The organism is Lactobacillus sp. B3795, from assembly GCF_026535805.1.
Classification (GTDB): domain Bacteria; phylum Bacillota; class Bacilli; order Lactobacillales; family Lactobacillaceae; genus Apilactobacillus; species Apilactobacillus kunkeei_C.
Genome location: NZ_JAFNPE010000001.1, coordinates 156,031 through 181,268, shown reverse-complemented (window position 1 = coordinate 181,268; position 25,238 = coordinate 156,031). Strand labels below are relative to the sequence as shown.

Below are 25,238 nucleotides of genomic sequence, written 5' to 3'. Positions count from 1 at the left end.
CTGATGCTAGTCTTTTTTAGTCTTTAAAGTATAAATGTTCATGCAGTTCACACTTCGGATTAAACTGTGCGAAACAATGTGGGCATACCTTATCTTGGTATTGTCGAAAGGTTAGTTTATGTTTACAACGGCCGCACATGACCGGCTTAGTATCCTTGGTACTAATTGGCACAAAGTCGTGATCAACCACTAAATTATGGCATTGATAACACGCAAAGTATTGGTGACACTGACCACATTCCATGGCCGCAATGTCGTGAGGCTGATGGTAGTGAATGCAGCGACTATCACTATCTAATTGAATTCCGTAAATCATTGAATCATCTCGATTTCTGTTTATTTATTATTTGATTCTGGTTTTTTTAACAAATACTGCTCGTATAAATGATTGTTCTTACTCAAGAAGTTAATCTCGGTGGTCTTATTAATTCTAATTGTCGTATTACAGTTCTCGTGCTCGTTTAAATCAGCGAGGTACTCGGATTCATTGAGCGTCATGACGTTGTCAGTTAATAGGACAATCTTGCCATGCTCGACGTATTCGCCCTCTAATACGCAAACGCTTATCACCTTTTCGGCCTCAAAGCAGTTCAATAAGACCTGTTGGATTGTGTTGGCGTTAAATGTATCCCACTGGTTCATTAAATGATAAGGATCGTATAAATCACTTTCCATATTCTGTTCAATATAGGAATTCAGCATGTCGGTATAAGCCGTTTCATACCTTATTTCTAAAATGTCACTTTTTAAAAATGCTGTCACTGTGTCTAACGCACCATTCAAATCGATGGTCTTCACAACAACAAAATCACCTAAGTCTTTTAAAAAATAACCTAATGAAAAGCTGTCTAACTCATATCCATCCCTGGATTTGAAGTACCATTCAGCTAATCGGCTATCTCCGATATATTCATCGTTTGTGACTATGTCCATGGCGACACCTTCTTTTTATCATTTACGATACTATACTCCATAATTTTTCTTTTGTCGCTCATCTGATACAATTAATATTATCAATTAAAGGAAGTGTACATATGAATCGCAAACAGTTTTTCATCATCCTGTCAGTGGCATTAGTTTCCTTTCTAGGAACCGTTGACATGAGTATCGTAAATACCGCTTTACCGCAGATATCTAAAGACCTACATATTCCAATGAACCAAGCAGAATGGATATCTTCAGCCTACTTAATTATTATCTGTATGTCGCTTATTTTATTCGGTAAACTAGGGGATCAAATCAGCAAGGCGAAAATATTTCAACTTGGAACTTTAATCTTTACCATCAGTTCACTAATCTGTGGACTTTCGGAAAACTTAATTATCTTATTGATTGCTCGTTGTCTACAAGGGCTAGGTGCTTCCATGACCATGGCAACTAATTTGGGAATTATCACCGAATCGGTACCGTTTAACCTTCGTGGTCGTGCATTAGGAATCAACACTACCATCGGTCAGCTAGGATACATTGCCGGTCCTGCCGTTGCCGGAATTATTCTTTCCATCGCTAATTGGAACTGGATTTTCCTATTCAACGTGCCAATCGGCATCTTTGCCTACGTCTTTGGTGAATTCGTCTATCAAAAGAAATCAATGAAGGAACGCCAAGTCATTCATATCGATTGGCCAGGTTTCATTATTTTGGCCGTCTTAATCGGTTTATTCTTTATTGGTATATTTACTGGTCAACAAATTGGCTTCGCTAATACCAGCGTTATTTTGGCATTTATCGCTAGCCTAGTTCTACTAATCGCATTTATCGTAGTAGAACGTCGTGTTGACGATCCAATTCTAGCATTGAGCCTATTTAAGAACCCCGGTTTTTCAATCAGTATCATCGCTTTGATGTTCATGTACATCATCATCTACTTCAATAACGTCTTGCTTCCTTTCTACATTCAAGACACCTTAAAGTTCTCACCATCACACACCGGACTACTAATGAGTGTCCTACCGGTGGTAAACGTCTTTACCGCCTACTTAGGTGGTGTGCTATGTGATAAGTATGGTGCTGTCATTATGTCACTTCGTGCTTCACTTGTTTTTGTGGCTGCCGAAGTCATTTTTGCCATCATGCAACCTAACTGGACATTAATGGTCATGCTATTAGGATTCGTGGTCTTCTCCACTGCCAACGGTTTATTCCAAAACAACCCAATGGTAATGGAAAACGCAACCAAGGATCAACAAGGCATTGCCGGTTCAATCTTAGCGTTAAGTCGAAACATTGGTTTCACCCTGGGATTATCAATCTCGACATCAATCCTATACGGTGCAATGAGCTTTAAGAACGGTAAAAAGATTACCACCTACCCATTTGGTAATGATTCCCTATTCGTTTATGGAATGCACTTCACCTACTGGGTTGCAGCAGTAATCATGTTAATTGTTACTGTCATGTTAATCTGGCTATTAAAACACAATCAAAATAAATACGCATAATAAAAAAGCTAGTGAGTAAATTCTCACTAGCTTTTTTGTTTGGAATTAACCTAAGAAATGTCTTAGACGTCCCATCTTTTCAATTAAGATTTCACGAACTTCTTGGTCATCAATACGAACTAAATCGTTTGCTAACTTAGCGTGTTCTTTTTCTTCTTCGTTAGTAGGGCCAGCCTCGATATCGAATGCATCTTCGATGGCTTGGATATCTTCTTTAACACCCTTCCATGCAGCATTCTTTTCGATTAATGACTCTAGAGCATCAGCACTGTAGTACTTCAAGACATGAGCAAAGTCATGCTTCATGTTTGGATAGTATTGCTTCAATGCTCTGATTTCATCATCAGTTAATTGGCTTAACACACGACCAGTACCTAATACTTCAGGTGGAACCCCAACTGAGTATAGTGAACCAGTAAATGTGATGGCTCTTGGCATCTTGTATCCATCAACATCTCTAGAGTATCCGATGATACCAACGTGTTGGTGTCTATCACGACGCTTAGGGAATGAATCAAAGACTGATTGTAAGTCGTTGATTAGTGGATCTAGAGTTTCATGGTATTGTTTTGCCGCCTTATCAGCAACTGATAACAATGTCTTTTGGTCATCGTCGTTGATGATTCTAAAGGCATTGTGTTGTAGACCATCACGTAACTTAGCTACGGCTGGTTTTACAACAGTTTCTAAGTCAAAGTCATATCTGAATGCTGATTGGATGGTAGCAGTCTTTAGACCTGGGAATTCTTCTAGGTATCTGTCGACCATTAGTGGAGATAGTCCCCCTCTAAAGATGGCACTACCAGTACCTGCGATTGGGTATACATCGATCCCTGTTTCGTTTTCGAATTCACCTAATTTAGTTAGGGCTAACTTGTTACCAATGATACTGTTTAAGAAACCATTTGATAAAGCTGAATCTGATCCGGCTAAGAACACACGTAGGTATGTTAAGTCTTCGCCAAATTCGTCTTTGTAAATTTCAACGTACTTCTTCAAAATGTCTGGAGCGTTAAATTGAGCTTCAAAACTTTCGAATAATGGAATCATTCTTAAGCGGTCGTTGTTTTCGTGACCATTTTCAAATTCCTTTGATTTGAAGTGAGCTAAGCTTGAGAATTTTTCTTCCATGTTAACCAATTGTTCAGCTGTTCTAGCCATTGGTAAGATTGCTTCGAACAATGGACGGTCTTTGAAACCTAAGTCTTGAGCAAAATCTTCAGCTAATAAGATAGTAGTCATAGCTTGCATTAAGCTGTAACCAGTTTCTTCCCAGATGTTTGGTAAACGGAAAGTTAAGAACCTGTCGTTACCAAGTGGATGTTTACTGAAGTAATCGTAATGTTCAGAATACAAGCGATCAATTACGGAAGAGTCAGCATGTTTTCCTTCCCAATCCCACATATATTCATCTGCATCTAATGTGGAATAGTTTTGATACGCTTCGTTAATTTCATTGAATGCGGACACGAACTTGTCGTTATCGTTCTTAAAAAATGGAACGTTAGCGTTGTCCGGGTGTTGAGTCCCCATGATGTTTGGAATTCTTCTGTCCATGTTAATTACCCCTTTATTTCATAAAAATTTGTAATCGTTTTAGCGCTTCTAAAATAACTTCTTTAGATGAAGCATATGACAATCTGATGTAACCTTCTCCACCAGGTCCAAATGCACTACCTGGAATAACACCAATCTTAGCTTTCTTAGCTAATTCTAGTGCAAAGTTTTCATCGTCTTTACCGTATTGTGCTGGAATCTTGGCGAACATGTAGAATGCTCCCTTTGGTTCTGGCATTGAGAAACCTAATTCAGTTAAACCTTTGTATAAGATATCTCGTCTTTCTTGGTAAATCTTAGCCATTTCAACGGGATCATTTTCACCGTTGATTAATGCTTCAGCCGCCGCAACTTGGGCAGAATTTGTAACTGATGTAACTACGAACGCGTGAACCATTCCAACCTTCTTAATGAATTCTGCTGGTCCACAAATGTATCCAACTCGGTAACCTGTCATCGCATGTGATTTTGATAAACCACTTAGATAAATTGTTTGTTCAGGTAACATGTTGGCAATTGAGTAGTGCTCTACTCCATATGTTAAGTCGCTATAGATTTCATCTGATAAAACATACATCGGATGTTGTTTAATTACTTCTGCAAGTCCGGCTAAGTCTTCTTTAGAATATTCAACTCCGGTCGGATTACTTGGATAGTTCAATAGTAAGGCCTTCACTGAGTCACCATGTTCATCTAGGATGGCCTTTAGTTTTTCTGGTTTTAAGATGAAGTCGTCTTCAGATACATCGACCTTAATGACTTCTCCACCTAGGATTTCGATAATTGGGAAGTATAAAGCAAATGTAGGTGTTGGAACAATTACTTTATCTCCCTTGTTAATAATTGTTTGAAATGTTGAGTATAAGGCTTCTGTGGCACCAACTGTCACAATCACTTCACTATCAGCATCATATTTTAAATCGTACTTATTTGATAAATGATTGGAGATTGCATCTCGCAATTCTTTTTTACCAGTTTGATCAGCATAATGGGAATCGTTATTCTTAATGCTATCGATTCCTGCTTGTTTAACGTGTTCTGGAGTATCCAAGTCTGGTTCTCCAATTGTCAATTTAATTAAACCATCAATGGAAGAAATCTTTTTATCAAAGCTTCTAATTCCTGATGGAGCTAATGCATTCAATCGTTGGTTATGTCTACCAACAAGTGATGATGATAAGTTGGGCATTACAATTCCTCCTAAATATGCAAAAAAGGACCAATTGATTGTTTCTAATCAATTAGTCCAATTTTCAATGAGCATCATATTGTTAAATACTATAATATAACTTCATTAAAATTACAATATAATTTTTAATCATTTTCTAATTTTATCAATCATATAAGATATTGATATATCAATATCTCAGATAAATATTTTGTTAGTTATTGAAAAAATAATTGTTCGGTAGTACCTTAAAAATGAAGGGTTTACTTTATGAAAAAAGTGAATTATAATTATTATTAATTAATAACCATTCTAAACTAGAAAGGGCCTTCAATATGAAAAAACAAACTTTAGCACAACGTATTAATATCATTCGTGCCGGTGTGATGGGTTCTAACGACGGAATCCTATCGGTTGCCGGTATTGTTATCGGTGTTGCCGGTGCCACTAGCAACACCTTCTCAATTTTTATTTCAGGAATTGCCGGCATGATTGCCGGAACCGTTTCAATGGCCATGGGAGAATATGTCTCAGTTAATTCTGAAAGTGATTCTCAAAAGAACGCCGTTGAAAGACAAAAGGTTGCCTTAAGAGACAACTATGACTCAGAATTCAAGATCGTCAAGGAAAAATACATGAATAGTGGTATCTCAGACGAACTGGCTACTAAAGCCACTACCGAAATGATGAACAAAGACGCTTTGGTGACAACCGTTCGTGAAAAATACGGTTTCAACGTCAACCAATTCACCAGTCCATACGCGGCTGCCATCGCGTCAATGATTTCATTTCCAACCGGATCAATCCTACCGCTAGTCGCTATCTCCCTTTTCCCTGCTAACATCAAGGTTGTAGCAACATTTATCGCGGTTCTAATCGCCCTATCGCTGACCGGGTACACCGCCGCAATGTTGAGTAACGCCAACCGTTTGAAATCAACATTAAGAAACGTCGCATCTGGAATGTTAACCATGCTAGTAACCTATCTAATCGGTTTGCTAGTCGGAAGTCTAGCCTAGGGAGGAATAACAATGGAAAAGAAAAAACAAACCGCCACAATGGACGAAAAGCTAAACACCCTTAGAGCTGGGGTATTGGGTTCTAACGATGGAATTCTTACCGTCGTTGGTGTCTTGTTCTCAGTTGCCGTGGCCACACCAAACATCTTCACAATTTTTATCGCCGGGCTATCCGACCTATTAGCCTGCGCCTTCTCAATGGCATCCGGTGAATACGCATCCGTTAGTTCACAACGTGACGCCGAAAGCTCATCGGTAGAAAAGGAACGTTACCTATTAAAGAACGATTTAGCAGGTGAAAAGAAGATTGTTCAAGAATTCTACATGAGTCGTGGAATTACCGAGGAAACTGCCAAAGAAATCGCCGATGAATTGATTGCTAAAAAGCCATTGGAAACAATGGTTAGCATCAAGTACAACATCGAATTAAACCACTACATGAATCCGTGGTCAGCCGCCTTCTCATCCCTATTCTCAGCCGCACTAGGTGGATTGTTCCCACTTCTTGCAATGAGTCTAACTAGTGGAATTTACCGCTGGCCAGCAACGATTTTAGCTGTTATTGTCTCAGTTGGTCTAACTGGTTTTATGAGTGCCAAACTGGGTGACGGTAAGGTCAAAGTCGCAGTAATCAGAAACATCATCATCGGAATTCTAACCATGATCATTCACTATGCCATGGGGAAATTAATGAACGAATTCTAAAACAAAAAAGCCTAAGCATTGCGCTTAGGCTTTTTTATTTACTTTAAATAGTTAATTGCAATTTGTTTATATAGACGTATGAATGAATATAATGATTCTAAATCAACGTATTCATCCGTTTGATGCGCAGTGTCATTTCCGGGGCCTAGGATGATAACATCCAGGTCTTGATTACGTTCCTTAAATTGAGAAGCATCGGTTCCCATTGATAAGGTCTTCAAGTCGAGTTTGTTGCCCAGGATTTCTTCACTGGCAGCTTGAGCAGCGTTGACAATTGATGAATCGGCATCGTTTTTGACTGGATAACCGCTGAAGTTTACCTCTAATTCTAAGTTATAGCCATCCTTTTGATTAAATGAATCAACCAATTCTTGCAAGTCAGCAATGATTTGATCGTTATTTAATTGTGGAATGGTTCTAACCATGACCTTTTGATAGGCGAAATCAGGAATTGAGTTAACCTGTTTACCACCTTCAAAGATATCAGGTGTGTAGATGGTTTTACCCAAAATATCATCCTCGCCGGTTTGTTTAGCAAAGTATTGCTTTTCTGCCTGGCGATAGTTGATAAGGTTATCAATCGCATCGATTCCTAATTCTGGAGTAGAACTGTGCGCTGCCTTTCCGACACTCTTAACGGTGTAGATAAGTGCTCCCTTGTGAGCATAGACAATGTAATGGTGGTTTTGATTGCCTTGTCTTTGACCGGTTGGTTCACCAATCACGATGGCATCGACGTCGTCAACATCCCCTCTTTTTGAAAGGAAGTTGGCACCACCCTGGGTTAATTCCTCAGAGATGGTTGCTAGAAATCTTAGCTGACCGGATAAGTCAGCATGTTCTTCTTTTAGTTCGATTAAAGCAATAACTTGGGCTGCTAGACCTGACTTCATGTCAGTCACACCACGGCCATAAATTTTGCCGTCTTCGACGTATGGGATAAATGGATCGTGGGTCCAATCAGCCAAGTTATTTTCATGAACGGTATCCTCATGACCAGCAAAGGCCAAAACCTTTTTCGAAGAACTACCAATGTGAGCAACTAGATTACTTCTATTATCAAATTGGTCCACAATTTCACTTGCGATTCCGTGCTTTTTAAATAGTTGGCTTAAATAATCCGCGATGTCTCTTTCGTTGGCATCTACCGTATTAAAGGCGACTAGGTCCTTTAATACCTGTAATTGTTCTTCTTTTTCCATTAGTATCTACCTTCTTATTTTGCGTTTTCGTGATCAGTTAATCTGGCTAAGATATCACCGATAATTTGAATGACGAATACCAAAATCAAAATTAAGATTAATGATACAAAGGTAACGTCATTTTCATATCTTTGGTAACCAACCATGACGGCTAGGTTACCAAGTCCACCACCGGCAACGGTACCAGCCATTGCAGTTAAACTGATTAGACTAATTAATGTTACCACGGATGAACGGATAATTTTAGGTAATCCTTCCTTTAGATATACTCTAAAAACAATTCCCCATGTTGATGAACCCATGGCTTGGGCTGATTCAACGATTCCACTATCCACGTCTAGTAGTGCGTTTTGCACTTGTCGAGCGTAGAAAGGAATGACGGCGATTACCAATGGAACGATACAAGCGGTGGTACCGATTGCAGTTCCAACGATAATTCTGGTGAATGGAGCAATCACAGCTAATAGAATAATGAAGGGAATGGCACGGAAGAAGTTCACAATCTTATCTAGAACAGTGTAGAAGGGAATATTTTCACTGATTCCTTCTGGTCCAGTTAAGACTAGTAAAACACCGATAAACAAACCGATTATTCCACCAATTAGTGCTGTTACGAATGTCATGTACAATGTTTCGATTGTGGCTTGTTCAAAGTCTGGAATCATTGTCATCACGTTTGGTAAGTAATGTGTTAAAAATGAACTCATCTGCTATCCCTCCTTACTATTTCGGATTTTTTCTTGATCCAAATTGATGTTGGTTAAATGAACATCCTTTGAAGCAAGGTATTCTTTGATTTCTTTGATAGTTGATTCTTCTGCATCGATTGCGATAATCAAGTTACCTAATGGCACGTTTGAAATAAATTCAATGTTTCCATATACGATGTTAGCGACGGCACCAAACTTTTGGTACAAATCAACGATGATTGGTGTTTCAGTAGAAGCACCGATGTAATGCAATCTGAATAGTTGTTGGTTACGTGATAATTCAACGAAACGTTCTTGAGCGCTTAGTGTATCCACTGCTTCCTTGACGTTGTTGGTGGTGTCGATAAAGTCTTTGGTTAGTTGTGTCTTAGGGTTACTGAAAACTTCTAAGATACTTCCCTTTTCGACGACCTTACCAGTATCCATGACAGCTACTTTATTACATAGTGACTTAACTACGTCCATTTCATGGGTAATTAAGACGATGGTAACGCCTAGTTCCTTGTTAATCTTCTTTAGTAATTGCAAGATTGCTTGCGTGGTCTTTGGGTCCAACGCACTGGTTGCTTCATCACTAATTAGGATTTGTGGATTATTTGCCAAAGCTCTGGCAATTGCCACTCTTTGTTTTTGTCCACCAGATAGTTGGGCTGGGTAGAACTTTTCCTTCCCATTTAGACCAACTAGATTGATCAAACGTTGAACACGTTTTCTTCTTTCTTCATTTGAAGTCTTAGTTCCAACCATTGGGTATAGAATGTTGTCTTCAATTGTTCTTGCGTTCATTAAGTTAAAGTGTTGGAAAATAAATCCAATGTTCTTTCTTAATTGACGAATTTGCGCATGGCTGAATTTATCAATATCTTTGTTATCGATAATCACTTTTCCGGCACTTGGTTTTTGCAGGTGGTTAATTACTCGTACTAGAGTACTTTTACCAGCCCCTGAATAACCAACGATACCGTAAGCGTCACCCTTTTCAATTTGTAGCGATACGTCTTGTACCGCCTTTGAAACTTGGTGTTTTTGCTTAAAGGTGACATCGATGTGCTCTAGACTAATTTGTGCCATAGTTTCACCTCTACCTCTATTTTGTTTCTAAACCTTACTTGTTGAAGTTGATGTCCCATGCAGGAATGTCTTCACCCTTGTAAAGTTTCTTTAAAAGATCCTTAGTAGCTTGAGTTTGGTAAGCTTTTACAACCTTCTTGTAGTACTTGTTGTTAGCTTCACTCTTGTTAGCTGAGATGATGTTGATGTATGGGATTGAATCCTTGTTAGTTGGTTCCTTAAATAGAACATCCTTTGAACTTAGGTTTGAATCTAATGCAAAGTTACCGTTAACAACAGCAGCGTCTTCGTCAGATAGAGCTCTTGGAGTTTGGGCAGCATCTAGAGGAACAATCTTTAGGTGCTTCTTGTTTTCAGTAATGTCACTTGGAGTTGGTAGTGAAGTGTTCTTTAGCTTGATTAGACCGGCACTAGCAAGTAGCTTTAATCCACGAGCTTCGTTAGTAACGTCGTTTGCAACAGCAATTGATGCGCCATCTTTAAGATCCTTTAGGCTTGAAACCTTCTTGGAGTATAGAGTTAATGGAGTAAAGATAGTCTTACCAATAGCAACAATCTTAGTGTGGTGAGCAGTGTTCCAGTTGTCTTGGAATGCGTAGTTTTGGAATGCGTTAATGTCTACTTCTTTGTTAGTTAAAGCATTGTTTGGTTGTGAGTAATCAGTAAATTGAACTAATTGTAAATCAACGCCTTCTTTTTTAACACGTTGTTGAACAGCTTTCCAAACACGTGTGTCTCCACCCATGATACCAATCTTAACTGTGTGTCCTGAATCCTTACCACAACTTGCTAAAAGGGTTAGTGGTAATACCAATAAAAATGTAAAAGCCAATAATAATTTCTTGTAATTCTTCTTCATAAGAATAACCTCCTAAAAATATAAATGTATGTAACGGAATTTTTAACTTAGCCAACAAAAAAACTCCGCTCCTAGATTAAATCTAGAAACGGAGTTCCGTGGTACCATTCTAATTCAGTGGAAGCTTGCACTCCCACCCTCAATAACGTCTATATAAACGCGTGCAATTAATAATGGTTGCCACCCCATCATCGCTTAATTATCAGCGATGCCAAATTACAGGCCATATTCATTATCTTCTGATTCATTCACTTTCAGCAAACGTGAACTCTCTGCGCAATCATTGGATAACTACTCTCCTGATCATCTTGTTTTATTCGTATCGGTTAAGTTGTTTTATATACTACACCCATTTTCTAATATTGCAACATATTTTTATCATTATTTTCTAATTTAATATTTTCTTAATAAATAAAAAGGAGCCTAATTAAGGCTCCTTTAGTGTTTTATAGCAATCTTACATTCTGAGAAAATAGTAATTCAATGATTAAAATTAACACATCTACGGCTACGAAGAAACCGATGAATGCGAAAAATGTTAGACGAATTGCTTGTAGACGTTTCTTTAATACATCCCCGGTAAATTCACCATGCTTCTTTTCTAAGCTAGGTAGTTTTAACTCTAGGAAGATGTAAATTGCTTGTAGTACAAATAACACGATGATCAAGTAGTTGTTGGCCATTTCTGGGAAGATGATGCTTAAGATAAACGCAGTAGCGACGATTGCTAGAATCACGTATTGACCAGTAATGACGTTAAGCTTCTTTTCTCCTGACTTAAATGCGTCAATTTGTTTCTTATCTCCGCCAAATGAATCAAGTGTCTTTTGATTGATGGTCTTATTCAACTTGTGAATCTTTGGTAGTGTTTCATACGCACCGAATAGTAATAGAGCGATTACAACAAAAAATAAAATTAAATAAATAACAGTATCCATTATCAGTCCTGCTTTCTTTATGTAATGACTTTATTATGTCATTTTTAATTTAATAAAAAAAGCTGAATGTTTCCATAACAGCTTTTCTTAATACTATCTTAAATATTTATCAAACCATTCATAGATGTCTGATAGACGTTTGATTCGAAGGTTTGGTAATCCATTTCTTGAGAATCCGTGGAATGATTGTGGATAACGAATGTAGTCCACAGGTGTTCCGGTTTGCTTAATCGCTGTGAATAGCGCTTCACTTTGGTTAACCGGACAACGCATGTCAAATTCACCATGTTGAATTCTAGTGGGTGTCTTGACGTTGTGGGCGTACTTCAATGGTGAGCAATCCCAGTAGTATTCCAATCCGCCCTCATCGTATAGATCCTTGCCAAGTTCTTTTCTAATGAAACGAACTCCGATGTCGGATGTTCCATATAATGAGTGCCAATCAGATACAGGTCGTTGCACAATTGCAGCGTTGAAACGGTCGGTGTGACCAATTGCCCAACTAGACATGAATCCACCGTATGATCCACCGGCAATGAAGGTGTTTTGTTCATCTAGGTCGGCGAACTGACTCAAGGCAGCGTCTAGACCAGATTGAACATCGGCAAAGTCTTCCTTACCGTATCTACCGATGACGCCGGTTTCGAATTCTTGACCGTAACTGGTAGAACCACGAGGGTTGACGTAGACGATGGCATAACCACGACTAGCTAGGACTTGGAATTCATGGAAGAAACTTTCACCGTAGTTAGCTTGTGGACCACCGTGGACATATAGAATTACTGGAAGATGGTTAGAACTACCGGTGTACTTCAATACCCATCCCTCAACAGTAGTCTTACCGTCTTTGGATGGTGTTTCAAAAGGTGTCACGTCAGCGTAATCATGTTGGGCTGAGAAGTTGGCGTTAGGGTCAAACTTCACGTCTAGTTGCTGGTCAACTAGTTGGACTAATTGACTTGGTGTATTTGGTGTTGAAAGGCTGAAGTAGATCTCACCATCGATGGCGGTTAGGTCAACGACATGACAGTGGCCTTCAAATAACTTGGTGATATCGTGACCGTTGTATTCAAAGACAACGCTGTGGCCGTGAGTCACGCCACTAAAGACAAAGTTGGTGTCTGACATCCAAACTAAATGACTACCCTCATTTTGAATAAAGTCGGCGGTAATTGAACCGAATACTTCACCCTCGAAGTCCTCGGTAGCATCGGTTAACTTATCGCTTACTTCATCGTAGATGTATAAGTCATTGACGGTTGCGTTTGGATACTTGGCATCATTTCCGACAACGGCGATTTTTTTACCGTCTGGTGAATAACTAGCGTAGCTAAATTCACCCTTGGCGATACTTGTTGTAACTTGTTTTTCCGTATCCTTGGTCAAGTCAACATCGTAGACCGCCCTAGTTTCATCTGATTCGGTTTCTAAGGTTGGATTAGTTGGTTTGATTACCAACAAGCGATTTTGTTTGGCATTGGCATCTTGCAAACTCAAGTCGTACTTGGAGCTGTAGACAGCGTTTCTTTGGTTCATCTTAATGTTGTAACGGTAGATGGTATCAGTAGCTTGATCATCGACCCACCCAATGCCGTCATGACGGTTATCAAAACGGTGGACCCTTCTAGTTTCTGGGAACTTGGCAGTTTCAAACTTAGCGGGCACCTTACTATCTGATGATTGATAGAAAACGGTTTGGCCATCTTTTCCACTAACCAGTTTGGATATATTAGCATCCTTGGTAAGTTGTTCGGCACTACCACCGGATAGTGGCATTCTCATTAAATCACCATTATGTAGATAGACTAGGTAATCGCCCACTTGCACGGGGCTGACGTTCTTGCCACCATCGGTCCATTTCTTTACTTCATTCTTGTTGTTAATGCTGATAATATCAGCAAAATAGGTATTTTCTTGCTTATCGACACGGTTTAAAACAGCGAAAATATTTCCATTAATAGCAGTAACTTGGGTAATGGATTTCAATTCAAATAAGTCATTTGATTCTATTTTTTTATTCATTAACAACGCCTCTTTTCAATTTAAGTCTAGTATTAATTTTTATCGGCATAAATGCAATAAAAAAGCCCTAACAATGTTAGGACTTTGTTTGTTTTTGATTTTTAAATTGCTCGGTAATGACAAACGATGTAATTGGAATCGTGATGATAACACCGATTAGCGAGAATAAGATGATGATGAACTCGGCATCAAAGACCTTGTCGTTTAAGATGTCACCCAGTGAGTAGGATAATCCGTGGAACCAGACAAATAATGATAATGATCCACCGAATAGTCCAAAGAATAAGGTATTCAATGTCGTTCCAATAATTTGTTTTCCGACATAGACCCCATCGAAGAACAAACGGTTAGGTTTGATTTCCGGATGTTGTTCCTTAATTTCATCCAAACCAGACGCAATCGCCATGGTTGCTTCGGCAATCGCACCCAGTGTACTTAGGATGGCTGTGGAAATCGCAATATCGATAAAGCTAATTCCGATTGGTAGAGATAGCCCTTCTAAGTCATCACTATCTTCTAGACCGAATCCTTGCACCTGTGCCCAGTGTTCGACTGGCACAATCAATAAGACAAGCGCTAGTAGCACCAATACGGAAGCGATAAAGGCTAGACGACTGGTTTCATCATTGGTCCCACTCAAGAAGATGGTCAAGGCCAATAGAATCACTCCGGCAATCAAAGTGACGACGATTGGTGGGAAGTGAAATGCCATCAAGACAATCGCGAAGAATAAGAAGCCAAAGTTAAGCACCAAACTTAGAAATGATTGAAAACCCTGTTTACCCCCTACCAATACCATTAGCACTAATAGGACAAGGCCTAACGCGATAATTGCACTCATTATTTACGCCTCTTTTCTGCAAAAAAACTGGTTAATCCACTGGCAACCGGAACTGCTAGGACAATTCCAATCCCACTGATTAGACTTTGCACCATCCCCAACGACATGTTCATTGAAAATGAGTATCCCCAACTATTGCCATTCTTTAAGAATAGAAGAGTCATCGACAAAGTTTCACCCATAAAGATGAAGAATAAGACGTTAATTAGTGGTCCCATGATGGACTTACCGATGTTTCGACCTGACAAGAATAGTTGCTTTCTTGAGACGTCAGGACGTTCCATTTTCAACGCAAATAATGAAGAAATGATATCGGTTGATTCATCCATCACCGCTCCTAATGAACCAATAATGGTTTCAGCTAGGAACAATGGACGTGGTGGCTGAGTGACATATTGCATCGATTCGTAGAAAATCCCCTTTTCATGCGTAAAATGAAAGACAATTAAACTGATTAGAATCGACAAAAAGGTACATGCGACCGTTGAGCCGAGTGTCACAAACATTTGACGGTTCCACCCAATTACTAGCCAAAGAGTTATGGCAGAAAATAGCACCGCTAATATGGAGAAAATCCATAGGACGTTGGATCCGTTGTTAAAACCATCAAAGTATAGTGCCACCATGAACAAGATGGTGTTAATGATGATACTTCCGATGGCCGTAATTCCCGCCATTTTAAGGAAGATAAACATCAGAGCGATTGCTAGATAAATTAAAAAGACGACCGGTGTGTCTCGTTTGGCATCTCTAATTGTGCTTTCACCCTGTCCGTGTAAGACCACAAAGGCTTTTTGGCCGACTTTGTATTTCTTATCCATCGCCTTAGAGTCTGTATATGTATTGTTTAACGTGATGTGTTCACCCTTGTGTTTACCGTTGGTGATTACCCCGCTTAGTTTTTGTACATAGCTGTGATCAACATTTTGAAAAGTATCGACCTCCTTAGTCTTGCTAAGTTCTTCGACTTTTTGAATCTGCATAATTGGTTGAGTATATAAAAAGTCATCGTGACTGACAAAAAACATTAAAATTACCCCAATTAATGCAAAAATCCCCACCATTTTGATGGGGAATTTTTTCAATAAATTACCCAAAATAATTCCTTCTTAATTATCAAATTTTGAACCTAAAAATTCCAGTTTAGGTAATTTTAACACACTTTAATTAAATAAATCTTAAATGGCTCCATCATGCAAGCTTATGCCGTTTAAAGCCGGCAAATCGGCATTTTGCGAATGTAACTTATTTGACACATAACATTTTTCTTTGTAATAATAGTACCTATGCTTTAAACAAACTACAATTTCAAGGAGGAAGATCATGACCAAAAAAGTTGAAGTTAAACATCTAACCAAGATTTTCGGTCGTCATGTTGGTCGTGCCAAAGAAATGATCAACGAAGGAAAATCCAAAGATGAAATTTTAGCTAAAACTAACAGCGTGGTTGGTGTTCACGATGCCAACTTCGATGTTAACGAAAATGAAATCTTTGTTATCATGGGACTTTCCGGTAGTGGTAAGTCTACTTTAATTAGAATGTTGAACCGTTTATACGAACCAACTGATGGTGAAATTCTATTAGACGGGGAAAGCATTACTAAATTCGATAAGAAAGAATTACGTGAATTTAGACGTAAGAAGATGAGTATGGTATTCCAAAACTTTGCTCTATTCCCTAACAGAACCATTATCGAAAACACCGCTTACGGTTTAGAAATCCAAGGAGTCGATAAAGAAACTAGACATCAAAAAGCACATGAATGCTTAGAACTAGTTGGATTACACGGATATGATGATAGATACCCTAATGAATTATCTGGTGGACAACAACAACGTGTCGGATTAGCTCGTGGTTTAGCTAATGACCCAGAAATTCTATTGATGGATGAAGCATTCTCAGCATTGGATCCACTTAACAGAAAAGAAATGCAAGACGAATTGCTAGATTTACAATCACACCTAAAGAAGACTATCATCTTCATCTCACATGACTTAAACGAATCACTACGTATTGGTGACCGTATTATGATCATGCGTGATGGTGAAATTGTTCAAATCGGTTCACCAGAAGACATCTTACAACACCCTAAGAATGATTATGTTGAAAAATTCATCGAAGGTGTGGACAGAACTAAGATTCTTACTGCTAGCCGCGTTATGATTAGACCAGATGTTATCAACATCGAAAAAGACGGTCCAAGAACCGCTCTAAGATTAATGAAGGACAACCACAACTCAAGTGTTTACGTTGTTGATTCAGAACACCACTTCAAGGGATTAATTGATGCTAAGGATGTTATCAAACAAATCGAAGATGACAAGCGTGACTTAGAATCAATCCTTAGAACCGACGTTCCAACAACTACACCTGATACACCTATCAAGTCACTATTAAACGACATTTCCAAGACTTCAGTACCATTCGCGGTATTGGACGACAATGATCGACTACTAGGAATTATCATTAGAAGTTCCGTATTAGGCGCAATTTCTGGAAACGAGGTGCAAAATAATGGCTAATTTATTTTCTTTAACTATGCAACCAATTCCATTTGCGGATTGGATTAACAGTTTCGTTAACTGGTTAACTCAATTCGTTGGTTTCTTCAACGGTATCACTGATTTCATCGGTGCAATCGTTAACTCATTCCAATGGGTATTTGATTTACTACCCGTTTGGTTATTCATCGTCTTAGTTCTAGGTATTACTTACTGGGCATTACATGACAGCAAGCACTGGGGACTAATGATCTTCGAACTTATCGGTCTTGTATTAATTTACAACCAAGGTTACTGGAGAGATATGACTCAAACATTAACACTAGTTCTTACTTCTAGTCTAATTATCGTTGTTATCGGTATTCCTTTGGGAATCTGGATGGCAAAGAGTCACACTGTTAAGGTAATCGTTAAACCAATCCTAGACTTTATGCAAACAATGCCTGCATTCGTTTACCTAATTCCTGCCGTTGCTTTATTCGGTATCGGAATGGTACCCGGGGTTATTGCTTCTGTTATCTTCTCACTACCTCCAGTAGTTAGAATGACTAACCTAGGAATTGAACAAGTTCCTACTGATTTAATTGAAGCTGCCGATTCATTCGGTTCAACTGGTTGGCAAAAGCTAATCAAGGTTGAATTACCAATTGCTAAGAACACATTAATGTCTGGTGTTAACCAAGGTATGATGCTTGCTCTATCAATGGTAGTTATCGCTTCAATGATTGGTGCCGTTGGTCTTGGTTCAGAAGTATACTTCGCCGTAGGTAGAAACAACGCTGGTTCTGGTTTCACTGCTGGTTTTGCAATCGTAATTCTAGCAATCATCCTAGACCGTGTTACTCAAGCCTTTAACAAGAACAAAAAACACTAATTAGGAGGATTTAAATGAGAAAGAAAACTAGATATGTTTTAGCAACATTAACCATGTTTCTTATGGCAACAGTTCTAACTGCTTGTAGTAGTTTAACTTCTCCATACAATCCTCATAAGAAGTTAGGTCCTCAAATCAACTACACCATCACTGGTATTGATGCTGGGGCCGGTATTATGGCTTCTACACAAAATGCGTTAAAGGAATATCCTTTAGCACAAAACAAGTGGCAACTACAAACTAGTTCAACTGCTGCAATGACTTCTACATTAGCTAAAGCAATTAAGTACAAACAACCAATCGTAGTTACCGGATGGCAACCACACTGGATGTTCAAGAAGTTCCCTCTTAAGTTCCTAAAGGATCCTAAGAATGTTTACGGTTCTTCAGAACAAATCCACACAATTGCTAGAAAGGGTCTAGCCAAGGATAATCCTGGTGCTTACAAGATTCTAAAGCAATTCCACTGGACTCCATCTCAAATGTCAGACGTGATGCTACAAACTAATGCTGGTGTTGATCCTAAGGTAGCTGCTGATAACTTCATCAAGAAGAACCCTAAGTTATACCAAGAATGGACTAAAGGTGCTCCAAGAGGTAATGGTAAAGCAGTTAAGTTAACTTATGTTGCTTGGGATTCAGAAATCGCATCAACTAATGTGATGGCTGAAGTTCTAAACAAGATGGGTTACAAGGCAACTATCCAAGCCCTAGAAATGCAACCAATGTGGGCATCAATCGCAACTAACGCTGCCGATGCCTCACTATCAGCTTGGTTACCTAACACTGCCGGTTTATACATGAAACAATACAAGGATAAAATCGACGATGTTGGTCCAAACTTGAATGGTGCTAAGGTTGGATTGGCTGTTCCTAAGTACATGAAGAACATCAACTCAATCGAAGATTTAATCAACAAATAATAATAAAGAAAAGCTATTCTATTAACTTTAGAATAGCTTTTTTATATACTAGGGATATAGCAAAAAAATAAACGTAAATGAGGTGTCAAAATGAGTAATGACAAGATTAACGAATCACTAATCAAAGACGACTTCTATCAAGCCGTTAACGGTGAATGGGTTAAGAATGCAACCATTCCATCAGACCACTCTTCAACCGGTGGTTTCATGGACCTAGTCGATAACATCGACAAAACTTTAATGAATGACTTTGACGCCCTACTTGATGGATCAATGCAACCATCAAATGACGATATGCAAGAATTCAAGAAGTTATACGATTTAGCAATGGACTTTGATAAGCGTGAACAAGATGGTGCTAAACCACTAAAAGCCACCCTTCAAAGAATCGAAGACGTTAAATCATTCGACGATTTAAATCAGCAACTATCTGATTGGACTCTATCTGGTTTGCCCCTACCATTTGGTTTCGGCATTGAAGCAGACATGAAGAACGCCAAGTACAACGCATTGTACGCAAGCGGTGCTTCAACCTTCCTACCAGATAAGACCTACTATGATAAACAAAACCCGGCTGGTGCCAAACTAATGCCAGTGTTCCGTGACATGATGCAAAAGCTATTAACTATGGTTGGCTACGACGAACAACAAGCTAAAAACATCGTCGATGCCGCTGAAGACTTCGATAGAACCATCGCACCACACATCAAGTCAGCCGAAGAAAATGCCGACTTCGCTAAGATGTACAACCCAATGAGCTACAGTGATCTAGCTAGTCAAATTGACAAGTTTGATATGGATGACTACGTTACTGGTCTAATTGGCCAAGTGCCTGATCAAGTCATCGTGACTGAACCAGACTACTTCAAGGCATTCAATGAAATCGTCAACGACGATACATTCTCCAAGATGAAGAACTGGATGATTGTGAAGGTCGTTAAGGGGGCTGCTGGTCTACTATCAGAAGAATTCCGTCAAATCGGTGGAACTTTCTCACGTACCCTTTCAGGTAAGAAGGAAGCTACTAAACCTAAGAAGGCCGCATACTACCTAGCATCCGGATTATTCGACCAAGTCGTTGGTGACTACTACGGTCGTAAGTACTTCGGTGAAAAGGCTAAACAAGATGTTCACGACATGGTCGTTAAGATGATTAACGTTTACGAAAAGCGTCTATCACAAAACGACTGGTTGAGTGAAGACACTAAGAAGATGGCTATCACAAAGTTAAACGCTCTAGCTATTCACGTTGGTTACCCTGATGAAATCAACCCACTTTACCACCAATTCAAGGTAGTTGGTAAGGAAGATGGCGGTGATTTATACACCAACGTTGAAAACATCGACAAGATTATCACTAAGGATAAGTTCAGCAAGTGGAACCAACCAGTAGATAATAGCATCTGGGACATGAGCGCTAACACGGTTAACGCTTACTACTCACCTCTGGAAAACGTGATTGTCTTCCCTGCTGCTATTTTACAAGCACCTTTCTATAGCCTAGAACAATCATCAAGTCAAAACTTTGGTGGTATCGGTGCCGTTATCGCCCATGAGATTTCTCACGCGTTTGATAACAACGGTTGTCAATTCGACCAATACGGTAACCTAAACAACTGGTGGACCGAAGATGATCATAAGCACTTCGATGCCCTAGCCGAAAACATGATTAAGGAATTCGATGGTTTAGACTTCGCCGGACAAAAGGTTAACGGTAAGTTGACCGTTTCAGAAAATATCGCCGATGCTGGTGGTCTAAGCTGCGCCCTAGAAGCTGCCAAGGGAGAAGCAGACGTAGACCTACGTGACTTCTTCATCAACTGGGCAACCATCTGGCGTACCAAATCAACTGAACAATACAAACAATTACTACTATCAATCGATGTGCACGCTCCAACCGAACTAAGAGCACAAGTTCAAGTGAAGAACCTAGAAGACTTCTACAAGACCTTCGACGTTCAACCCGGGGACGGAATGTACTTACCTGAAGATAAGCGAGTAAATATTTGGTAATAAAAAAAGACCTGACAAAAGTCAGGCCTTTTTATTTAGCTTTTATTTTTTAGTGTTCTTAAGCATTAATGCCATTGCTAAACCGAATAGTTCAATCACAAAGAATGTAATGAAGACGACATGGAAACCACCCATTTGGGCAATTGCATGGCTCATTCCCTTAGCAATGTTGTTGTTCATAACGTTAGATAAAATCAAGGTAGCAACCAAGACACCAGTTGATCCAAGAATTTGTCTAAATGTTGAAATAACTGCTGTACCATCTGAGATTAAATCCTTTGGTAATGAGTTAGCACCCATTGTAACGGCCGGCATCATGACAAAGGCGTTTCCACCTTCGATGATTGCAGCAATTACCATCATTGGTACAAGACCCAATGTAGCGCCGGTGATGCTCAATACTAACCATCCGGCTAGAATCATGAACATCCCTGTTAGCATGGTTGATTTGAAACCAATCTTATCTGCTAACTTACCAGTTAATGGGTTTAACAAACTCAATACGATGGCACCAGGAGCTAGTGCTAAACCAGAAACAGTCTTGCTTACTCCCAATACGTCTTGGTAGTAAAGTGGGAAAATGATTGTCACAACAATTAAAGCGATGTATGAAGCACCTGTTAAACCAACTGATAGGTCATAGTTAAAGTCCTTTAACACTCTCAATTGTAGTAGTGGTTGATCCATCTTGAATTGACGAATTGCAAACATCGCAACCATTAAGATACTTACAACCAAGATGATAATGGCTTCAGTCAAATCAATGTTGGTCTTACCAATCATGTTAACCACGTATAGGATACCAATCAAACCAACTGATAGGATGACTGATGGGAAGTCTAGGTGACTTTCCTTTTGTGGCATGACATTCTTAATTGCAAATAGTGAAATTACAAATAGAACTGAAATGATAACGGCAAAGACGATGAATAATCCACGCCATGCTGAGAAGTGTAGAACGATTGCTGAAAGAATTGGACCACAAGCAAGTGCTGAACCCATGATTAGGCCAGCAAATCCCATGGTAGTCCCCCTTTTTTCTTCAGGTGTAATGTATAACAACACTGATTGGTATGATGGGAATAAAATACCAACAGCAATTGCTTCCATTGCACGACCTAACATCATCACTGGGAAGTTAGGTGCAACTACCACAATCAAAGTTCCGATATCAAAAATTGCTAAAATCAATAAGAATAATTGCTTAAACTTAACATTGTTAAGTAACCATGGACTAACCGGCATCATGACACACATGATTAGCATAAATCCGGTAGTTAACCATTGAACAGTCGAAGCATCAATTCCAAATGAGCTCATTAAGGTAGGATAAGCGGTTGAAATTGATGATTGGCTCATTGACATTGTAAAGCTACCCAAAAGTAATACAATGACGAACAAAAAACGATTGTATGGCTTACCATTTAAATCGTAATTCTTCAAAACCTTCATCTCCTAATTTAGAATCATTATAATTTAATACTTTTTCTATTTTATCGATTTAGGTTTAATAAGTAAACTATTTTGCTTTGCTTAATTTTCGTCGAACAAGAACCTTGCGATGATGTGATCAACGAAGATGTTGTGGTGCAAACGACTGTGTTGACCATTGACCCCATTAACTGGGATTTCTTGGTAGTTCTTAGCACGTTTACCAATCAAGTACTTCAATGATCGAGCTGAGGCAACTGAAACGACACCGTCTGATTCTTGTTTGGTATTATCGTTACCATATATATTCAAAACAGAAACATCTTTAGGGAATGTCTTACAATCATTTAAAAGTAATTGATATGATGGGAACCACTTGTTAGCTTGTGAGTAAATCATGGGTTTACCTTGTGCATCAACGTAATTATCATTACCCGTACTGCCTAACTTGATGATACCGTCGTATGGTCCGGCGATTGAAACAAATTTTTGTAATTTTGGCATGTCTTCATCGCTGTTATACCTTGCAGCTGTATCTAAGATAGTAACGGCTCCGGTAGAATGACCGACAGCATTGTAGTAATTAAATCCATAATGGTCTTTTAGTTTTAATAGAATTGCATGTAACCAACTTACTTGTTGATCAACCGGTGTAAACTTTTTCTTGAAAATAACTTGAATAATTGGTTTTCTGGTATTTAGTTCAAGATTACCCTTATATTTTATTTTACCTCGTTTATTAACTAGTATAATTAGAGAACGGTTACCTCCATCACGTGATGCAATTGTTGCCAAGTGATTAGTGGATTTACTAGATCCTCCCAGACCATGAACATACAATGTTGGTGTGTTTTGACCACCTCTAGATGATCGAGACATTAATAGGTTGTCACTTCTAATCGCAAAGAAAACTGCGAAAAACGCAACAATTAATGTCACAATAATCAAAATAATATTGGTCTTAGCTGTTTTACTCAAGATGATTCCCCTCTCTTTTCTTCTACTCTCTATCATACTAGAAAATCACAAAATTTACATCCATAATTATGTGCATTAATTAGCCAAATCTAGTAATTTGTAGTAGATTATAGGTATAGACTAAATATGAACGAATAAAGGAGAATTTATTTTGATTACACTTAAATCACCACGCGAAATCGAAATGATGGCCAAATCCGGTGAAGTCTTAGCTGGCGTTCACCTTGGCTTACGTGACATGATCAAACCAGGTCTAGATACTTGGGAAATCGAAGAATTTGCTGACAAATACATCACCGAACATGGTGCAAAGGCATCAGAAAAAGGTTTTGAAGGCTACAAGTTTGCTACTTGTGTTTCAGTTAACGACGAAGTAGCTCACGGAATTCCACGTAAGGGCCTAAAGCTTAAAGATGGTGACATTGTTAAGGTTGATATGACCGTTAACAAGGATGGCTTTGAAAGTGACTCTTGCTGGACTTATGCAGTTGGAAACATCTCAGAAGAAGACCAAAAGCTAATGGACGTATGTAAGGAAGCTCTATACCGCGGTATCGACCAAGCCGTTGTTGGTAACCGTTTAGGTGATATTGGTTTTGCTTGCCAAGACTTCATTGAAAACCAAAACCACATGGGTGACGTTCGTGAACTAATCGGTCACGGAATTCAACCTACTATGCACGAACAACCAAACGTTCCTGCATACGGTGAACCTGGTAAGGGTCTACGTCTAAAAGAAGGTATGACCATTACCATCGAACCAATGGTTAACCTAGGAACTTGGGAAATCACTGATAGATACGATGCTAAGGACGACTGGACTTACTACGTATCATCAGATGGTACTAACTCAGCTCAATACGAACACACCATTGCTATCACTAAAGATGGTCCAAAGATTCTAACCTCTCAAGGCGACGACATCGACGAAAAGTACAAACTATAATAAACAAAAAAGCCTCGTAAGATAATTCTTACGGGGCTTTTTATTTTGGTTGAATTAGTCCAAACCGTTAACACAGTGTTCAGGCTTTTCACCCTTTAGCACGTGGTTTACTTCACTACTTGCCATGTTAGAAATCTTAGTAAATGATTCTACTGAGAATCCTGAATTATGTGGAGTCATGAAGACGTTTGGTAGTTTTCTTAGTTCACTATCCATTGGAAGTGGTTCTTTTTCGAACACGTCTAGACCTGCTCCGGCGATTTCACCAGACTTCAAGGCTTCAATCATGTCTTGTTCGTTAATCACTGCACCTCTAGCAAAGTTAACGATAAATGCTGAATTCTTCATCATCTTGAATGTGTCTTTATTAACAGAACCGATAGTTCCCTTCACTGCTGGTAGATGTAGTGAAACGAAATCAGAACGTTTAAATAGTTCATCCCATTCAACGAATTCACCGTATTCTGAAGTCTTAGGGCTTCTGTTCCAGATCAATGTCTTAACACCGAAACCTGAAAGCATCTTGGCAGCTTGTTGACCAATGTTTCCATAACCAACAATCCCAATTGTCTTACCCTTAATATCGTGTGATGGGTGATGGAATGCGTATGAGTCATCACCTTCATGCATTTTTTGAGAAACTGTGTATAGGTTCTTAGATAAAATTAAAATATCGGTAACGGCACATTCAGCAACCGCCACTTCGTTTCCACCAGGTGTATTGGTAACGTAAATTCCACGTTCCTTACAGTGGTTTAAATCGACATTATCGTATCCCACACCAAAACGTGCGATAACCTTTAGGTTAGGCATTTGGTCGATAGTGTCATTGCTTAATGGAGTCGCATTAATTACCATTCCATCAGCATCTTTGTGTTGAAGTAGAGAGTCTGCGTATTGATCTTCTAATTCCACTACTTCAAAGCCATAATCCCTAAGTGGTTCGCCTAAATAATGAGCAAATTCTTTAGGAATAATTACTTTTTTAGCCATTTTCTCTTCAACTCCTCATTTTTTATAACATATAAATATTATCAC

23 protein-coding genes and 1 other annotated feature are annotated in these 25,238 nt (G+C 39.0%); of the genes, 8 read left to right on the top strand and 15 right to left on the bottom strand.

All coding sequences use genetic code 11. The features are described 5' to 3' along the window. Window positions 1–16: 16 nt before the first annotated feature. Both J3U50_RS00860 and J3U50_RS00855 read right to left on the bottom strand, forming a co-directional pair. A complete protein-coding gene (locus J3U50_RS00860) occupies window positions 17–316 on the bottom strand; it encodes a CHY zinc finger protein (protein WP_301945374.1) in 300 nt (99 codons plus the stop codon). Between the two features lie 20 nt (window positions 317–336). After that, window positions 337–933 carry a hypothetical protein gene (locus J3U50_RS00855; protein ID WP_054608396.1) on the bottom strand — a complete coding sequence of 199 codons (597 nt, stop codon included), beginning with the start codon at window positions 931–933 and terminating at the stop codon, window positions 337–339. Between the two features lie 101 nt (window positions 934–1,034). Here J3U50_RS00855 and J3U50_RS00850 point away from each other — a divergent pair, with 101 nt between their 5' ends. Continuing rightward, a complete protein-coding gene (locus tag J3U50_RS00850) occupies window positions 1,035–2,441 on the top strand; it encodes an MFS transporter (protein WP_301945373.1) in 1,407 nt (468 codons plus the stop codon). 45 nt (window positions 2,442–2,486) lie between these two features. Here J3U50_RS00850 and ppcA read toward each other — a convergent pair whose 3' ends face one another. Together ppcA and J3U50_RS00840 are read right to left on the bottom strand one after the other, a co-directional pair. Next, the gene (ppcA, locus tag J3U50_RS00845; RefSeq protein WP_301945372.1) at window positions 2,487–3,998 is read right to left on the bottom strand and encodes a phosphoenolpyruvate carboxylase; all 1,512 of its coding nucleotides are present in this window, start codon (window positions 3,996–3,998) and stop codon (window positions 2,487–2,489) included. Between the two features lie 13 nt (window positions 3,999–4,011). Further along, window positions 4,012–5,187 (bottom strand): aminotransferase class I/II-fold pyridoxal phosphate-dependent enzyme, encoded by a 1,176-nt coding sequence (locus tag J3U50_RS00840; RefSeq protein WP_054608398.1) that lies wholly within the window; start codon window positions 5,185–5,187, stop codon window positions 4,012–4,014. 314 nt (window positions 5,188–5,501) lie between these two features. Here J3U50_RS00840 and J3U50_RS00835 point away from each other — a divergent pair, with 314 nt between their 5' ends. Both J3U50_RS00835 and J3U50_RS00830 read left to right on the top strand, forming a co-directional pair. Then, the gene (locus tag J3U50_RS00835; protein ID WP_301945371.1) at window positions 5,502–6,185 is read left to right on the top strand and encodes a VIT family protein; all 684 of its coding nucleotides are present in this window, start codon (window positions 5,502–5,504) and stop codon (window positions 6,183–6,185) included. A 12-nt stretch (window positions 6,186–6,197) separates the two neighbouring features. Continuing rightward, window positions 6,198–6,890, top strand: coding sequence for a VIT family protein (locus tag J3U50_RS00830; protein ID WP_054605793.1), 693 nt, complete (start codon window positions 6,198–6,200; stop codon window positions 6,888–6,890). Between the two features lie 38 nt (window positions 6,891–6,928). On the opposite strand, the gene J3U50_RS00825 is transcribed toward J3U50_RS00830, so the two are convergent. From J3U50_RS00825 to J3U50_RS00790, 8 genes are all read right to left on the bottom strand, one after another. Beyond that, a complete protein-coding gene (locus J3U50_RS00825; RefSeq protein ID WP_301945370.1) occupies window positions 6,929–8,092 on the bottom strand; it encodes an ArgE/DapE family deacylase in 1,164 nt (387 codons plus the stop codon). A 14-nt stretch (window positions 8,093–8,106) separates the two neighbouring features. Further along, window positions 8,107–8,799 carry a methionine ABC transporter permease gene (locus J3U50_RS00820; RefSeq protein WP_034532587.1) on the bottom strand — a complete coding sequence of 231 codons (693 nt, stop codon included), beginning with the start codon at window positions 8,797–8,799 and terminating at the stop codon, window positions 8,107–8,109. Between the two features lie 3 nt (window positions 8,800–8,802). Then, on the bottom strand, window positions 8,803–9,873 hold the full coding sequence (locus tag J3U50_RS00815) for a methionine ABC transporter ATP-binding protein (protein WP_301945369.1): 1,071 nt from the start codon (window positions 9,871–9,873) through the stop codon (window positions 8,803–8,805). A 34-nt stretch (window positions 9,874–9,907) separates the two neighbouring features. Beyond that, window positions 9,908–10,732 (bottom strand): MetQ/NlpA family ABC transporter substrate-binding protein, encoded by an 825-nt coding sequence (locus tag J3U50_RS00810; protein ID WP_301945368.1) that lies wholly within the window; start codon window positions 10,730–10,732, stop codon window positions 9,908–9,910. A gap of 81 nt (window positions 10,733–10,813) precedes the next feature. Then, window positions 10,814–11,048: a binding site (T-box leader), on the bottom strand. 130 nt (window positions 11,049–11,178) lie between these two features. Continuing rightward, window positions 11,179–11,670: a hypothetical protein gene (locus J3U50_RS00805; RefSeq protein WP_301945367.1), complete on the bottom strand. Its 492-nt coding sequence runs from the start codon at window positions 11,668–11,670 to the stop codon at window positions 11,179–11,181. A 93-nt stretch (window positions 11,671–11,763) separates the two neighbouring features. Further along, window positions 11,764–13,692 (bottom strand): S9 family peptidase, encoded by a 1,929-nt coding sequence (locus J3U50_RS00800; protein ID WP_301945366.1) that lies wholly within the window; start codon window positions 13,690–13,692, stop codon window positions 11,764–11,766. Window positions 13,693–13,768: 76 nt separating this feature from the next. Then, complete coding sequence (locus J3U50_RS00795; RefSeq protein ID WP_054608406.1) at window positions 13,769–14,533, bottom strand: YibE/F family protein; 765 nt, start codon at window positions 14,531–14,533, stop codon at window positions 13,769–13,771. Continuing rightward, window positions 14,533–15,561: a YibE/F family protein gene (locus J3U50_RS00790; protein ID WP_237756987.1), complete on the bottom strand. Its 1,029-nt coding sequence runs from the start codon at window positions 15,559–15,561 to the stop codon at window positions 14,533–14,535. Before J3U50_RS00790 ends, J3U50_RS00795 begins: the two co-directional genes overlap by 1 nt. A 295-nt stretch (window positions 15,562–15,856) precedes the next feature. Here J3U50_RS00790 and J3U50_RS00785 point away from each other — a divergent pair, with 295 nt between their 5' ends. The 4 genes from J3U50_RS00785 (at window position 15,857) to J3U50_RS00770 (ending at window position 20,845) form a co-directional block, all read left to right on the top strand. Then, complete coding sequence (locus J3U50_RS00785; protein ID WP_041153039.1) at window positions 15,857–17,056, top strand: glycine betaine/L-proline ABC transporter ATP-binding protein; 1,200 nt, start codon at window positions 15,857–15,859, stop codon at window positions 17,054–17,056. Next, window positions 17,049–17,909: a proline/glycine betaine ABC transporter permease gene (locus J3U50_RS00780; protein WP_053792026.1), complete on the top strand. Its 861-nt coding sequence runs from the start codon at window positions 17,049–17,051 to the stop codon at window positions 17,907–17,909. Before J3U50_RS00785 ends, J3U50_RS00780 begins: the two co-directional genes overlap by 8 nt. Window positions 17,910–17,923: 14 nt before the next feature. Continuing rightward, window positions 17,924–18,832 carry a glycine betaine ABC transporter substrate-binding protein gene (locus J3U50_RS00775; RefSeq protein ID WP_054608409.1) on the top strand — a complete coding sequence of 303 codons (909 nt, stop codon included), beginning with the start codon at window positions 17,924–17,926 and terminating at the stop codon, window positions 18,830–18,832. A 90-nt stretch (window positions 18,833–18,922) separates the two neighbouring features. Continuing rightward, the gene (locus J3U50_RS00770; protein ID WP_301945365.1) at window positions 18,923–20,845 is read left to right on the top strand and encodes a M13 family metallopeptidase; all 1,923 of its coding nucleotides are present in this window, start codon (window positions 18,923–18,925) and stop codon (window positions 20,843–20,845) included. Between the two features lie 42 nt (window positions 20,846–20,887). Here the strand turns inward: J3U50_RS00770 and J3U50_RS00765 are convergent, their stop codons facing one another. Together J3U50_RS00765 and J3U50_RS00760 are read right to left on the bottom strand one after the other, a co-directional pair. Beyond that, on the bottom strand, window positions 20,888–22,297 hold the full coding sequence (locus J3U50_RS00765; protein WP_054608422.1) for an MFS transporter: 1,410 nt from the start codon (window positions 22,295–22,297) through the stop codon (window positions 20,888–20,890). 81 nt (window positions 22,298–22,378) lie between these two features. After that, window positions 22,379–23,254 (bottom strand): alpha/beta hydrolase, encoded by an 876-nt coding sequence (locus J3U50_RS00760; RefSeq protein ID WP_301945364.1) that lies wholly within the window; start codon window positions 23,252–23,254, stop codon window positions 22,379–22,381. A gap of 151 nt (window positions 23,255–23,405) precedes the next feature. Here J3U50_RS00760 and map point away from each other — a divergent pair, with 151 nt between their 5' ends. Continuing rightward, window positions 23,406–24,200, top strand: coding sequence for a type I methionyl aminopeptidase (gene map / locus J3U50_RS00755; protein WP_054608424.1), 795 nt, complete (start codon window positions 23,406–23,408; stop codon window positions 24,198–24,200). A gap of 54 nt (window positions 24,201–24,254) precedes the next feature. Here map and J3U50_RS00750 read toward each other — a convergent pair whose 3' ends face one another. Then, window positions 24,255–25,193, bottom strand: coding sequence for a phosphoglycerate dehydrogenase (locus J3U50_RS00750; protein WP_034532572.1), 939 nt, complete (start codon window positions 25,191–25,193; stop codon window positions 24,255–24,257). Window positions 25,194–25,238 lie beyond the last annotated feature (45 nt).